The 13,824-nt window shown below is 44.6% G+C and carries 12 protein-coding genes; 8 read left to right on the top strand and 4 right to left on the bottom strand.

The annotated features are described in order from the left end of the window. Positions 1–180: 180 nt before the first annotated feature. Positions 181–1,302 (bottom strand): CaiB/BaiF CoA transferase family protein, encoded by a 1,122-nt coding sequence (locus tag AY605_RS14480; protein WP_064097125.1) that lies wholly within the window; start codon positions 1,300–1,302, stop codon positions 181–183. A 213-nt stretch (positions 1,303–1,515) separates the two neighbouring features. On the opposite strand from AY605_RS14480, the gene AY605_RS14475 reads away from it, so the two are divergent. From AY605_RS14475 to AY605_RS14460, 4 genes are all read left to right on the top strand, one after another. Next, a complete protein-coding gene (locus tag AY605_RS14475; RefSeq protein ID WP_064097078.1) occupies positions 1,516–2,526 on the top strand; it encodes an AraC family transcriptional regulator in 1,011 nt (336 codons plus the stop codon). A 195-nt stretch (positions 2,527–2,721) separates the two neighbouring features. Then, entirely contained in the window at positions 2,722–3,927 is a 1,206-nt protein-coding gene (locus tag AY605_RS14470) for an acetyl-CoA C-acetyltransferase (protein WP_064097077.1), read from the top strand. Positions 3,928–3,938: 11 nt separating this feature from the next. Next, positions 3,939–6,074 carry a 3-hydroxyacyl-CoA dehydrogenase NAD-binding domain-containing protein gene (locus AY605_RS14465; RefSeq protein WP_064097076.1) on the top strand — a complete coding sequence of 712 codons (2,136 nt, stop codon included), beginning with the start codon at positions 3,939–3,941 and terminating at the stop codon, positions 6,072–6,074. A gap of 162 nt (positions 6,075–6,236) precedes the next feature. Then, complete coding sequence (locus tag AY605_RS14460; protein ID WP_064097075.1) at positions 6,237–6,584, top strand: hypothetical protein; 348 nt, start codon at positions 6,237–6,239, stop codon at positions 6,582–6,584. A gap of 69 nt (positions 6,585–6,653) precedes the next feature. Here AY605_RS14460 and AY605_RS14455 read toward each other — a convergent pair whose 3' ends face one another. After that, entirely contained in the window at positions 6,654–7,085 is a 432-nt protein-coding gene (locus AY605_RS14455) for a GNAT family N-acetyltransferase (protein WP_064097074.1), read from the bottom strand. Further along, positions 7,079–8,302 carry a class I SAM-dependent methyltransferase gene (locus AY605_RS14450; protein ID WP_064097073.1) on the bottom strand — a complete coding sequence of 408 codons (1,224 nt, stop codon included), beginning with the start codon at positions 8,300–8,302 and terminating at the stop codon, positions 7,079–7,081. The genes AY605_RS14455 and AY605_RS14450 overlap by 7 nt, the downstream gene beginning before the upstream one ends. Before the next feature lie 103 nt (positions 8,303–8,405). On the opposite strand from AY605_RS14450, the gene trhA reads away from it, so the two are divergent. The 3 genes from trhA to AY605_RS14435 all read left to right on the top strand — a co-directional run bounded on the left by trhA (position 8,406) and on the right by AY605_RS14435 (position 11,032). Then, positions 8,406–9,050, top strand: coding sequence for a PAQR family membrane homeostasis protein TrhA (gene trhA, locus AY605_RS14445; RefSeq protein WP_081406389.1), 645 nt, complete (start codon positions 8,406–8,408; stop codon positions 9,048–9,050). Between the two features lie 142 nt (positions 9,051–9,192). Continuing rightward, positions 9,193–10,500 (top strand): MFS transporter, encoded by a 1,308-nt coding sequence (locus tag AY605_RS14440; RefSeq protein WP_064097071.1) that lies wholly within the window; start codon positions 9,193–9,195, stop codon positions 10,498–10,500. A 130-nt stretch (positions 10,501–10,630) separates the two neighbouring features. Continuing rightward, the gene (locus AY605_RS14435; protein WP_064097070.1) at positions 10,631–11,032 is read left to right on the top strand and encodes a hypothetical protein; all 402 of its coding nucleotides are present in this window, start codon (positions 10,631–10,633) and stop codon (positions 11,030–11,032) included. A gap of 24 nt (positions 11,033–11,056) precedes the next feature. On the opposite strand, the gene AY605_RS14430 is transcribed toward AY605_RS14435, so the two are convergent. Then, positions 11,057–12,067, bottom strand: a complete 1,011-nt coding sequence (locus AY605_RS14430) for a metallophosphoesterase (RefSeq protein ID WP_064097069.1) — start codon at positions 12,065–12,067, stop codon at positions 11,057–11,059. 102 nt (positions 12,068–12,169) lie between these two features. Here AY605_RS14430 and AY605_RS14425 point away from each other — a divergent pair, with 102 nt between their 5' ends. Next, positions 12,170–13,804 carry a phospholipase D family protein gene (locus tag AY605_RS14425; RefSeq protein WP_081406388.1) on the top strand — a complete coding sequence of 545 codons (1,635 nt, stop codon included), beginning with the start codon at positions 12,170–12,172 and terminating at the stop codon, positions 13,802–13,804. Positions 13,805–13,824: the final 20 nt, after the last annotated feature.

Here is a 13,824-nt window from a genome sequence, read left to right as displayed (position 1 = left end):
ATACATATTTCATAGCGGTTTTATTGATAAGCCTGACAAACTTTCACGGATCTCTGTATTTACAGCATTGGATTAAATTTAAAGTAATAATGATGAAAATCTTCAATCATTATTACTTATTTTCATATAGAAATATTTCTCTCTACTTTCGTTATCTACTCTATTAACACGTTAAAAATATTACCACTTTTGACTTTCTCCCAATTGCTGTCCTACAAATTCATAGCGTATCGTTGAGCGTGAGAATTTAATCGGACAAGCCAGTTGTGCTTCAGTTTGTTGACTCTGGGCTTTAAGTGGCACCTGTACCACCCAGCCTCGCTGCTGAGCCAGATCAGAATGTAACGCTTCTTCAAGTTTAAGTACTGGTTCGACGCAGACATCCAGCGCGGCAAACTGTGTTTGCCATTCAGATAAAGGCTTGGTCTTGATTGTATTTTGAATCGCCTGCTTCACCTCAGTACGATCTTCTTCAGCAAAAGAATTGCCCTTTTCCAGAATAATTGGCAGCTCTAAGGCCTGTGCCAGCCCCTGCATAAATTGTGGTTCCAGACTGCCAATTGACAGATAACGTCCATCCTGGGTTTCATAATAGTCGTAAAAAGTCCCGCCATTCAGATACCCCGATTCCGGCCGCTGATGCTGATTGCCAGCCAGACTGGCAGAAGCTGCCAGATTATTCATTGTCACCACGCAATCGGTCATGGATATATCAATATATTGTCCTTTGCCACTTTGCTGACGTTCAATTACGGCAGCCAAAATTGCAATTACGGCATGCATGGAACCACCTGCAACATCGGCGACCTGAATTCCCAAGGCTGGTGGACCATTTTCAATCCGGCCACTGTGTCCGGCAATGCCAGATAAAGCCAGATAATTAATGTCGTGCCCTGCCTTATCTTTATATGTGCCAGTTTGGCCATAACCGGTAATGGAACAGTAAATCAGTTTCGGGTTAATTTCGCTTAAGGTTTGATAGTCTAGCCCTAGGCGTTGCATCACACCGGGGCGAAATTGCTCAATCACAATGTCATAATCTGCAATCCTGGCTTTGACCAGTTCGATATTTGCAGGATCTTTCAGATCCAGAGCAACCGATTGCTTGTTACGGTTCAGATAACTCTGTGAGGTGGCCTGCCCATTGGCAAAAGGTGGCATTAACCGTAGCAGGTCCGGTCGGGTTGGTGATTCAATATGCACAACTTCTGCACCTAAATCAGCAAGATATAAAGTGGCAAACGGGCCGGGTAAAAGTGTAGAAAAGTCTAGGATTTTCAATCCTTTTAATGCATATGACATTGGAGTATTTGCTCTACTTCTATTGCTTTTTTTAGCATCATAAGAATATAAATGCACAAAAACAATGTCATGTTCAGCCATTTACCTTGATAGTTTCGGCAATCTAATATGTAAGAAAATGGCAAAGGTATTCTTGTAAATTGCCATTGCTTTATTATTTTTTGTCATTTAGGTCAATTATTAGTGAACATTAAAGAGACTGAAGGATTAAACATGAGTCGTGATACGATCAGTATCCATTTCGTCAACGCAGCTCTATCTGGCGTTAAACGTCTGGGCATGGATGTCGATACTTTATTGTCTCACGTCGGGATTGAAGCAGAACTGCTGCATCAGCCCAAAGCGCGTATTTCACCTGAACAATATACCCGCTTTATAAAAATGTTGTGGATGGTGACTCAGGACGAGCATGTCGGTTTTGATAAACAGCAACGCCGTCTGGGTACATTTGCGATCATGTGCCAGCTGATTATTCATGCCAAAACCCTCGGTGATGCACTGGAACTTTCTTCCCAGTTCTACAAACTCTTCGGTGATGACTGGTCGGTGACCCTGGAACGTGACAAGCACGAAGCACGTCTGGTTCCGTTGATTCCAAATGCAATGGATCCGGATCATTTTATTACCGAAAGTATGCTAATGATCTGGCATGGTCTGGCTTCCTGGCTTATTGAGCGTCGTGTACCACTGGAACGCGTACACTTTAGCTATCCACGTCCAGCCCATGCTGATGAATATGATGCTTTATTCTTTGCACCAGTGATGCAGTTTGACATGCCACGCACTGAAATTACCTTTGCTGCAGACTATCTGGACCTGCCCGTTCGCCAGAATGAAGAAACTCTGGAAGAGTTTTTGAAAGCAGCACCGGCCCAACTGCTGGTGAAATTCAAAAATACCAATTCACTGACCTCCAGAATCCGTGATGTGCTGAAGAGCCAGATTGGTGAAGAAATGCCAACCTTGAATGATGTGGCATCGATGTTATATCTATCACCGCAAACCTTGCGTCGCCGTCTGGCAGCCGAAGGCAAAAGCTATCAAGGTGTGAAAGATGCCTTGCGCCGTGATGCCGCAATTCACCTGTTACTTAACCCTGATCTTACCCTTGAAGATGTCGCGCAACAGGTCGGTTTCAGTGAAACCAGTACCTTCCACCGTGCTTTCAAAAAATGGACAGGTGTGACTCCGGGTCTGTATCGTCAATTACACGGTTATCATTAAGCTGATACTCCCGAACCGATAAAAATTAAAATCGTTTCTCTCCGCCTAAGCTCCCTAGCTTAGGCTTTTTTTATAGTTAAAATTGGCTAAATCGCTCAAATGATCTGGCCCGTTCTCGTCATTGCACTTCAAAAATTAAGTATTACACTCGAGTCATTAGAATAAATTTCATCAAATCAATAAAAGGGACAAGCTATGAGCGAGGCATATATTATTGACGCCATTCGTACCCCACGCGGAAAAGGCAAAAAAGATGGATCTTTATATCAGGTAAAACCCATTTCCTTACTGACTGGCTTACTCAACGAACTTCAGGCGCGTCATCAGTTTGATACCGCAAAAGTGGATGATATCGTGCTCGGCTGTGTCACCCCCATTGGTGATCAGGGTGCCGATATTGCCAAAACGGCTGCCATCGCTGCCGGCTGGGACAATGATGTAGCGGGTGTGCAAATTAACCGTTTTTGTGCTTCCGGTCTGGAAGCTGTCAATCTGGCCGCACAAAAAGTCCGTTCAGGCTGGGAAGATCTGGTTGTTGCAGGTGGAGTCGAATCCATGTCCCGCGTGCCGATGGGTTCAGACGGCGGTCCTTGGGCACTGGACCCTGAAACCAATATGGCCTGTGACTTTATTCCACAAGGTATTGGTGCAGATTTGATTGCTACCATTGACGGTTATAGCCGTGCAGATGTAGATCAGTTTGCCGAACAATCACAAAAGAAAGCAGCTGCCGCTCAAGCCAATGGTTATTTCAACGCCTCTGTTATCCCGGTAAAAGACAAAGCTGGTGTAGTAATTCTGGACAAAGACGAATTTATCAAACCGACAACGACTGCAGAAGGCTTGGGCAAACTCAATCCAAGTTTCGCCACTATGGGACAAATGGGCTTTGATGCGATTGCCCTGCAAAAATATCCTGAAGTGGGTGCTGTCCATCATGTGCATCATGCCGGGAATTCTTCAGGCATTGTCGATGGTGCGGCTGTGGTTTTGATCGCATCGGAACAAGCAGTAAAAGAACAAGGTCTGAAGCCACGTGCCAAAGTACTGGCGACGGCACTGGTCGGTGCAGATCCAACCATTATGCTGACCGGCCCTGCCCCGGCTGCTCGTAAGGCCTTGGCGAAAGCCGGTTTAACAATTGATGATATTGACCTGTTTGAAGTCAATGAAGCTTTTGCTGCCGTGGTGATGCGCTTTATCAATGAGATGAAGGTTGATCCTGCCAAGGTGAATGTTAACGGCGGTGCAATTGCCATGGGACATCCACTCGGTGCGACTGGTGCGATGATTTTAGGGACATTACTGGACGAGCTAGAACGCCAGGGCAAAAAGCGGGGTCTGGCTACACTTTGTGTGGGTGGCGGTATGGGCATCGCAACCATTATTGAACTGGTATAAGGAGAAAAATAATGAGCGCAATTCAATATCAAAAAAATGAAGATAATATTGTTATTTTAACGTTTGATTCTCCAAACCAGTCTGCCAATACCATGAATGCCGACTTTCGCACGGCACTGGATGAAGTCGTTGCCCAGTTACAAGCAGATGAAGATATTGCCGGGATTATTTTCCGTTCAGCGAAAAAAACTTTCTTTGCTGGTGGTGATCTGGACGAACTGATTCAAGCCACTCCTGAACATGCAACTGAATTCTTCAATATGATTGAAGAGATGAAAGCCAAACTACGCTATATCGAAACTCTCGGTATTCCTGTTGTTGCTGCATTGAATGGTACGGCGCTTGGCGGTGGCTGGGAAATTGCCTTGTGTGCCCATCATCGTATTGCCCTGAATGACCCTAAAAGCAAATTTGGCCTGCCTGAAGTCACACTGGGTTTATTACCAGGTGGCGGTGGTATCGTCCGTAGCGTCCGCCTGCTCGGTCTGCAAAATTCCCTTCCTTTATTGATGGAAGGCAAACAGTTTGGAGTCGATAAAGCCAGATCTTTAGGCTTGATTCATGAGGTCGCAGACAGTACCGATGAATTGCTGGAAAAGGCCATTGCCTGGATCAAAGCCAATCCAAAATCTCAGCAGCCATTCGATGTAAAAGGCTATAAAATTCCAGGTGGTAGCCCTTCGACACCAGCAGTTGCCCAGATGCTGGCTATTGCTCCGGCGATGCTGCGCGATAAAACCAAAGGCTGCTACCCTGCACCTGAAGCGATCATGTCGGCTGCGGTAGAAGGTGCACAGGTCGATGTCGATACAGCCCTGACCATTGAATCACGTTACTTTACTTATCTTGCCATCGGTCAAATTTCTAAAAATATGATTAGCACCTTCTGGCATGGCCTGAATACGATCAAGTCCGGTGCCAGTCGCCCTCAAGGTATTGAAAGATGGAAAGCCACGAAAGTCGGTATTCTAGGTGCGGGCATGATGGGGGCTGGGATCGCCTACGCGACTGCCAGCACAGGCATTCCTGTGGTATTAAAAGATATTTCAATCGAAGCGGCTGAAAAAGGCAAAGCCTATAGCCAGAAACTGCTGGATAAAAAAGTCGCTCAAGGGCGTTTATCAGCCGAGAAACGAGATCAGGTTTTAAGCCTGATTCAAACAACTGCATCTAATGCAGATCTAGCCGGTTGCGACCTGATCATTGAAGCAGTTTTTGAAAATCCCGCGCTCAAGGCTCAAGTCACGCAAGAGGCAGAGCAATATCTTGCCAGCAACGGCGTAATGGCTTCGAATACCTCGACCCTGCCGATCACAGAATTAGCCCAGGCTTCAAAAAATGATCAGAACTTTATCGGCCTGCATTTCTTCAGTCCGGTCGATAAAATGCAGCTGGTGGAAATTATCAAAGGTAAAAATACCTCGGCAGAAACGCTGGCCAAAGCTTTCGATTTCGTGCAGCAAATTGGCAAATTACCGGTTGTGGTAAATGACAGCCGTGGCTTCTTTACCAGCCGCGTGTTTGGTACCTTTGTACAGGAAGGTTTATGCCTGCTGGCAGAAGGTGTACACCCGGCGCGAATTGAAATGGCTGCACTCAAAGCCGGTATGCCGGTGGGTCCGTTGGCGATTCAGGATGAGGTGTCCTTGACCCTGTCTGAACATGTGGCCAATGAAAGATATAAAGCCTTGCAGGCACAGGGACAGTCAATTTCTCGTTCACCTGCGGATGACGTGATTCACAGCATGATTCACGAATTTAACCGTAAAGGTAAGGCTGCAGGCGCAGGTTTTTATGATTATCCGGCTGATGCCAAAAAGCAGCTCTGGTCTGGTCTCAGCCACTGGAAAAAAGACAACGATATTTCTGAACAGGAAATGATTGACCGCTTCCTGTTTGTACAGGCACTGGATACCGTACGCTGTCTGGAAGAAGGTGTCCTTGAATCTGTAGTCGATGCCAATGTGGGTTCTATTTTTGGTATTGGCTTTGCTGCCTGGACGGGCGGTGCTGTACAATTCTTGAATCAGTATGGACTGGCCAAAGCTGTGACCCGTGCCAAAGTACTTGAAAATAAGTATGGCGAACGCTTCAAAGCTCCGCAACTCCTCAAAGATCGCGCAGCACATGCCCAGCCGATTCAATAGTGTGGCCACTTAAATAAAAAAGAGGAACGTGTTTCCTCTTTTTTATCTTTCAGATTTGCTTCAAGCACGGAACAGAGTTATGTGATGACAGATTTTGATCTGCTTTTTGATTAATTTATGTTATAAAGTTACATAAGTTTGGTATCCACGTGGGTAAGACCTATGACTGATCACAGTTCACCTGAAAAATCTCCTTGGGGTTGGAAAGCACTTATTATCTTCTGTATTTTAGGTGGATTATTCATGCTTATTTTTTGGCTTGCAGTAAGTAATGAACCGGATTATATGCCAAGCCAGCAAAATAAACAGAACACCCAGCAACACGCTTTTAAAAATGCACCAACGATGTCTCCAGAAGCGCTTGCCAAAGCTCAGGCAGATCGTGAAGCACGTGAAGCTGCCAATGTGGCTCCTACAGATACGACAGCCACTGAGCATCATATGTCAGCTGAAGAACATGCCAACATGGATAATGCCGAGCACAGCTCAAATCCAGCACATGGCCACTGATCCAGATTCAGTCTATGCATAAAAAAGCGAGGTCAATGCCTCGCTTTTTTATATTTGAATGGCTGAAAATTAAAGCTTTAAATACATATCAATATGGGGAATGCTACAATCCAGATATTCCTCGCCCTGAGCTTCGAACCCGAGCGCTTGATAGAAGCCAATGGCATGCACTTGCGAAGACAGCTTGACCAACTCGCGCTGCTCGGCACGCGCATAGTCAATCACGGCCTGCATCAGGCGCTGCCCGATCTTCAAACCACGATGTGACTTTAAAACTGCAATGCGACCTACACTGTTATTTGTCAGCAATCTTGCAGTGGCTATCGCCTGATCCTGCTGAAAAACAATGAAATGTACAGCAACCGCATCTTCAGCATCCCATTCATCTTCAGCTGCAATATACTGTTCTTGAATAAATACGGCTTCACGAATCACTTTGGCATACACTCCCAAATCTTTCCAGCTGCCGGACACTATTTTCAATTCTGGATTATTTAGCATTTAGAACCAATTCCCTGCTGATCCCATTGATCATTGAGCAACAATTCCAGTGAATGTTTCTGGATTCCATACATCTCTTTTAAGGCCTGAATTTCTGCCAGAACCGCCTGATCAGGTTGTTGATAGTCTTTGCGTTTTGTTGCCAGAATCATTTTATTTTTACTGGTATGTTCTAGCGCCACAAATTCAAAAACTTTGGTTTCATAACCATAAGCTTTGAGCAATAAAGCACGAATGGTATCAGTCAGCATTTCGGCCTGCTGTCCCGCATGAATACCGAATTGCAACATCGGACTCAGGACTTTCGGTGCTTGTAACTGTGGACGTAACTCCTTATGACAACATGGCGCACACATGATTATCTGTGCATTCAGGCGAATGCCACTATGAATCGCAAAATCTGTTGCTACATCACAGGCATGCAAGGCAATCATTACATCCAGTCTTTCTGGCGCATAAGTACGCACATCCCCCTGGAAAAAGTCCAGTTGATCAAAACCAGATTGCTGCGCGACATTCTGGCAGAACTCGACCATTTTTGGATTAAGCTCTACCCCCGTGACATACGGCGTTTGACCATGTTTTTGCATATAGTCATATAAAGCACAGGTCAGATAGCCTTTGCCCGAACCAAAATCTACCACGCGCAGGCCTTCAGCCTGTGGCTTGATCTGCGTCAGCGCGCCTGAGAAAATTTCCACAAACTTGTTAATCTGTTTCCATTTGCGCGCCATGCTCGGAATGATTTGCCCTTTTTGATCGGTAATGCCAAGATGCTGGAGAAAAATACTGTCCTGATCCACAAACCGCTGTTTCATCCGGTCATGACTTTGTTCAGCGGGCTTTGCCTGAGTAGCAGATCCTGTATGTTTGTTGCGTGTCAACATGGCTTTTTTCTTGTTTTTTTTCAGCTGTAATTCTTCATCTACTGTCATCAGATTGGCCTGCTTGCAACATGCTAGCAATGTAGTCACCTGCGATAACGCTTCTTCCAAAGGATAGTTTTTAGTGACATCCTGCGTCTTGTAGCGATACAGGCAGCTCAATACCCGTTGTTCATTTAATGTAATGACTCGCCAGGTCATTTTCTCTAAATCCTGCAGCTCACCCTTATACTGGCTTAAGATCAGACGATCAAACTGATTCCTTTCAACAGTTTGCTGAAATGTATCCAGGAATTGCTGTTCCTGGTCCGAGAGAGTTGCCAATGTTGACATAGATAAAACCTGAAATGAATTGCATATTAAGTTTAAATCTTCTTAACCTAAAAGCAAAATTGAATTACTATACAAGTGTATATTTGAAGAAAGAATGACAATGATGCAGAATGCTCCACTGGTTCCAGATTATGATCAGAATGAGGAACGGATTAACTATGTCAGTCATGGTATAGGTGCCGGACTCTCCGTTGTTGCCGGTATTCTTTTAATTATTAAAGGTTCTTATCTAAGTACCGGACAATGGATTGGGCTTTGGGTCTATGCGCTCAGCATGATTTTGCTGTTTTCTGCTTCCATGCTTTACCATATGGCCACCACAGCAGACCGTCGTTATTTTTACAAAAAAGTCGATCATACCGCGATTTATTATTTGATTGCCGGAACCTATACCCCGTTTCTGTCAATCGCCATTCCCACCCCTAAAGCCCATTATTTATTGATTGCGCTGTGGGTGATTGCCATCCTTGGTACACTTTTCAAGTTCGTTTTCATTCATCGTTTCCAGAAACTTTCTTTGGCTGCTTATCTGGCCATGGGCTGGCTGGCACTGCTGGTCATGGATGATATGCAGCAATATCTAAGTGCTCAATCTTTAACCTTTCTCATCATTGGCGGATTGGCTTATACCGTGGGTGCATTGTTTTACGCTTTAAAAAGAGTAAGATATACCCACGCTATCTGGCACATATTTGTATTGATAGGCGCAGGATCACATTTTCTGGCTATCTATCTTTACGTGATTTAATCATCTCCTTTTTCATTTCAGTGACCCTGAGCGAGTTTAAGCGAGAAGATTGCAGTTGTTTTTTTAAAAAATTACGCCTTTTTTAAAAAGATTACGCTTTTAAAACTAAGTTTTTTTATTTTTAGTAAGTGTAAGGTTTTCCATGGCGTCGTCTAATTCTGCTGCTCAGCCAGCACAAAATTCAAAATTTCGCGTTTTAACAGCGAGCTTGGTAGGTACCACAATCGAGTTCTTCGATTTTTATATTTATGCCACCGCTGCTGTTATTATTTTCCCGTATCTGTTCTTCCCTGCAAGTACAGATCCGATGACCGCAACCATTCAGTCTCTTGCGACTTTTGCCATTGCCTTTATTGCCCGCCCGATTGGTGCTGCATTATTTGGTCATTTAGGTGACCGGATCGGACGAAAAGCGACATTGGTCGCGGCTTTGCTGACCATGGGAATTTCAACCGTTGCGATTGGCCTGCTGCCAACTTATGCACAAATCGGGATTGCTGCGCCACTCCTGCTTGCACTGTGCCGTTTAGGTCAGGGCTTGGGTCTGGGTGGTGAATGGTCAGGTGCGGTACTGCTTGCGACCGAAAATGCGCCTGAAGGTAAACGTGCCTGGTATGGCATGTTCCCGCAACTGGGTGCCCCAATCGGCTTTATTCTGGCGACAGGTTCCTTCCTGACGCTTGGCGCTTTCATGTCTGAAGCTGACTTTATGGCGTGGGGCTGGCGTATTCCGTTTATCTCAAGTGCCTTGTTGGTAATTATGGGTTTATGGATCCGTTTAAAATTGCATGAGACCCCTGCTTTCCAGAAAGTACTGGATAAACAAAAAGAAGTGAATGTTCCTTTTGTTCAGGTATTCAAAAAGCATTCCCGCATGCTGGTTCTGGGTACGATTGCTGCAATCTGCACCTTTGTCGTGTTCTACCTGACTACGGTATTTGCGCTGCAATGGGGAACCAAACAACTTGGTTATTCTCGTGAAGAATTCCTGCAATTGCAGTTAGTTGCAACCCTGTGTTTTGCTGCATTCATCCCGCTTTCAGCAGTTTTGGCAGAGAAATTTGGCCGTAAGACTACTTCGATTGCGGTATGTGTCGTTTCTGCGATCTTCGGTATTTTCTTTGCAGATATGCTTGAATCTGGCAGTACCCTGGTGGTGTTCCTGTTTTTGTGTATTGGTCTGTCAATCATGGGCTTAACCTATGGGCCTATCGGTACCGTATTATCTGAAATCTTCCCGACTTCAGTCCGCTATACCGGTTCTGCATTGACTTTTAACCTGGCAGGTATCTTCGGTGCATCATTTGCTCCGTTAATCGCCACCAAACTGGCGACTACTTATGGTTTGTCTGCAGTCGGTTACTACCTGACCGCAGCATCGATCCTGTCCCTAGTCGCGTTTCTGATGATTCGTGAAACCAAGAATGATGATGTAAATAACCAGATCTAAGATTTTAGATGGATGAAAAGCCAGCATTCGATGCTGGCTTTTTTATGATTTCACAACAAAACTCTGCTACTTATCTCGTTAAATTTGCTCAACAATCAAATGGACTCAATTCAAAAAATGAGGCACGGGTATGCAAGATTTCATCGAATCCTTATCACAGGAACAGCTGGTCAATATCATTATTTTACTGGAAGATGATAAGAAAAAAGAAGCTGTTGGCTATATCACCGGGAATACCCCTTTAGATGAAGTTCAGGCGCTGCAAGTAATTGAAGAGATTGTGCGTGAACACGACATCGTCATGAAACATGAAAGTACCGGCCCACGTTTTAGTGATGATGCTGATGATATTGACCTGGTCACGCCTCCCTTGGAAATTCCCAATCATCCTAGTTTGAGTGCACCTACAGAAGCTGAAATCACTGCACAACAATTACGTGAAAATGTACCGCCCCGAAAAATCGAAAAGAAAATCTGGATAATAGCAACAGTCGCTGTCATCTTGCTGATTCTGATCTGGCTGATCAGTTAATCCTGCACAGAAGGCGAACTGACTTTAAATCAGTTCGATAATATCAATGGTAGGTGGTACCCGGAAGCGAAAAGGTACACCAACCAGCCCCGTTCCAACTGTCACGAACACATCTGCATGTTCATGACGGTACATGCCTTTCTTATGTCCTAAAATGGACACTCTTTTCATCACATAATCGGTCAGCCAAGGCAGCTCCACCTGCCCGCCATGGGTATGCCCGGACAGCATCAAAGGACGCGTTGGCAGTTTTGGAACCATATCGACCGTATCCGGGTTATGCGAAAGAATGATCCAGGGCTTGTCCTGAGGGAGATCAGGCAAACTGCGCATATCAGCTTTTCCAGCCCAGAGGTCGCCTACGCCCAAGAGACGGAACTCATCAAATTCGACAATTTGACCTTCAATATCCATGACCTGATTGACTTGCAGTGCATAATGCAACAATTCCTGAATCGGGGGGCCAGGATATTGCTCGTCATGGTTACCATTGACTGAATAGACCGGAGCGTGAATCTCTTTTAAAACTGCCAGCTCTTGAGCCAGTTTATTTTCCGGTTCGTAGGTCCAGTCGCCGGCGACCACCACCAAATCAGGCTGAATATGATTTAATTTATGTACAATTTGTCGTAACTGCCGTTCATGCCCTGAAAACAGACCGATATGCAAGTCTGCAATCAGGGCGATTTTGACCGGTTTCTGTAAACGTTTATCCGCATTGATCTGATATTGTGTCGTTTTCACTTGAATTAGATGCGGCTCAATAAAGCGTGCATAACTTAAAACCGCACTGAGTAGAAATACAAAAACAGCTTCATGTAGCGAATAATGACCCGTCCATCCAGCAAAAATACTGAAGAACACCAATGGGATTAATAAATAGGAAAGATAAAAAGCCAGTAAATGACAGAATGCTTTAAATGGGTGAATGGTCTCGGTGCGGGTTTGACTCGACCAAGCCTGATACACAGCCCAGATGGCGAGAATGGCCATGCCGAGATAACAATAAAAAAGTACGGAATTTGAATCCCACATATATTCGCCTTGTTTCAGTCAAGCAGTATATCACTGGCTTTATATTTATCTTTTCATAGCTGGCAATTATACTCAATTCTAATTTTTCATTCTGCGACTTATATGGCCAATGCTTCCAGCGATCAAATCTATCTTCAATCCTCAGGTTTTATCCGCACCCATCGTTATAAAGCCGGCATTTTACTAAGCTGTAGTCTAGTACTGGGACTTCCTGCATGTAGCACCTTACCCAAGCAAACTGAACAGCCAAGCCAGATGGCATTTGAAACTGATACCTCGCAAACCAGTCTGGCTCAAATTATTGAACCTTTACGTGAACAGAATATCGGTCTGACCGGTTATCGCGTGCTTTATGATCCATTGGAAGCACTGGCTGCACGTATGCAGCTGATCCATAAAGCAGAACGCAGTCTGGATCTGCAATATTACATCTGGGATAACGACCGCATTGGCGCCCTCGCCCTGCATGCCATTATTCAGGCAGCGGACCGTGGTGTAAAAGTACGCCTGTTGATGGATGATAACAATGCCAAGAAAATGGAAGGGATTTATCTGGCCTTGAACCAGCATCAGAATATCGATGTGAAACTGTACAACCCTTATCGTTTCCGTAAATATCGCGCCATGGACATGGTGCTGGATTTAAAGCGAATCAATCGCCGCATGCATAATAAAAGCTTTATTGCTGACAACCAGATTGCACTGATTGGTGGGCGTAATATGAGCAACCAGTATTATAATGTCAGTGAAAACTATCAGTTCTCGGATGTCGATGTCATGCTGGTCGGTGCGGCTTCGGATGAAATCATCCATTCCTTCGATGAATACTGGAATGATGATTATGCTTATCCGGTACAAGAAATTGTCAATCCGCACCATCACGGGTTACGTTTCCCGAGCCTGAGGCAACAGCTTGAAGCCCATAGTCAGGATCCAGCCACAAAGAATTATCTGGATCTGGCAAATCGTTCTCTGGCCTTTGATCAATGGTTAGAACAGAAGATTCAGCTAGACTGGGTTGAAGCAGAAGTCGTCAAAGATCCACCCAGTAAAATCAAGGCCAAAGCCAAAACTGAAGAACATCTCAATTTCCAGTTATTACAGCATCTGGAAAAGCCTGAACAGAGTGTAGACATTGTCTCTGCCTATTTCGTGCCGGAAAAAACCGGTGCAGACCGTCTGAAAAAACTGGTGAATGAGAATATCAAGGTTCGGGTATTAACCAACTCATTTAAAGCCAATGACGTTTCTGTAGTACATGCCTTTTATGCCAAATATCGAAAGGACCTGCTGGAAAATGATGTACAGCTATATGAATTTCTGGCTGCCCCAGATTCACACAACTTAAACGTCAATACAGAAGAGATTGCCAAAAAAGCAAAAGTTAGCCTGAAAGGCCTGAGTCGCTCCAGTCTGCATGCCAAACTGATGGCACTAGACCAAAAACAGGTTTTCATCGGCTCATTTAACTTTGATCCGCGTTCAGCTTATCTGAATACTGAAATTGGTGTGTTGCTAAACAGCCCTGCTCTGGCAAAAGCCGTACACGAAACCATGGATCAGAATTTGAGTAAATATGCCTATAAACTGGTCTTGGACGCGAACCAGAACATTAACTGGAAAATCAGGAAAGCCAATGGCGAAATAAAAACCTTTAGCAAAGAACCAGGAATAAAATGGTATCAGAAAACCGGATTAAAACTGTTGTCGTGGTTGCCAATTGAAGGCTTTATGTAAGACTGATGCATAAATTTTAT

The organism is Acinetobacter sp. SFD, assembly GCF_001647575.1.
GTDB lineage: Bacteria > Pseudomonadota > Gammaproteobacteria > Pseudomonadales > Moraxellaceae > Acinetobacter > Acinetobacter pecorum.
This window is presented reverse-complemented; position numbering and strand designations above follow the sequence as displayed.

Bases quoted from the DNA above. Each gene is read 5' to 3' on its own strand.
- AY605_RS14450 (WP_064097073.1), bottom strand. From the start codon at position 8,302: ATGTCAACATTGGCAACTCTCTCGGACCAGGAACAGCAATTCCTGGAT.
- AY605_RS14480 (WP_064097125.1), bottom strand. From the start codon at position 1,302: ATGTCATATGCATTAAAAGGATTGAAAATCCTAGACTTTTCTACACTT.
- AY605_RS14435 (WP_064097070.1), top strand. From the start codon at position 10,631: ATGCAAGATTTCATCGAATCCTTATCACAGGAACAGCTGGTCAATATC.
- AY605_RS14430 (WP_064097069.1), bottom strand. From the start codon at position 12,067: ATGTGGGATTCAAATTCCGTACTTTTTTATTGTTATCTCGGCATGGCC.
- AY605_RS14425 (WP_081406388.1), top strand. From the start codon at position 12,170: ATGGCCAATGCTTCCAGCGATCAAATCTATCTTCAATCCTCAGGTTTT.
- AY605_RS14470 (WP_064097077.1), top strand. From the start codon at position 2,722: ATGAGCGAGGCATATATTATTGACGCCATTCGTACCCCACGCGGAAAA.
- AY605_RS14460 (WP_064097075.1), top strand. From the start codon at position 6,237: ATGACTGATCACAGTTCACCTGAAAAATCTCCTTGGGGTTGGAAAGCA.
- trhA (WP_081406389.1), top strand. From the start codon at position 8,406: ATGCAGAATGCTCCACTGGTTCCAGATTATGATCAGAATGAGGAACGG.
- AY605_RS14475 (WP_064097078.1), top strand. From the start codon at position 1,516: ATGAGTCGTGATACGATCAGTATCCATTTCGTCAACGCAGCTCTATCT.
- AY605_RS14465 (WP_064097076.1), top strand. From the start codon at position 3,939: ATGAGCGCAATTCAATATCAAAAAAATGAAGATAATATTGTTATTTTA.
- AY605_RS14455 (WP_064097074.1), bottom strand. From the start codon at position 7,085: ATGCTAAATAATCCAGAATTGAAAATAGTGTCCGGCAGCTGGAAAGAT.
- AY605_RS14440 (WP_064097071.1), top strand. From the start codon at position 9,193: ATGGCGTCGTCTAATTCTGCTGCTCAGCCAGCACAAAATTCAAAATTT.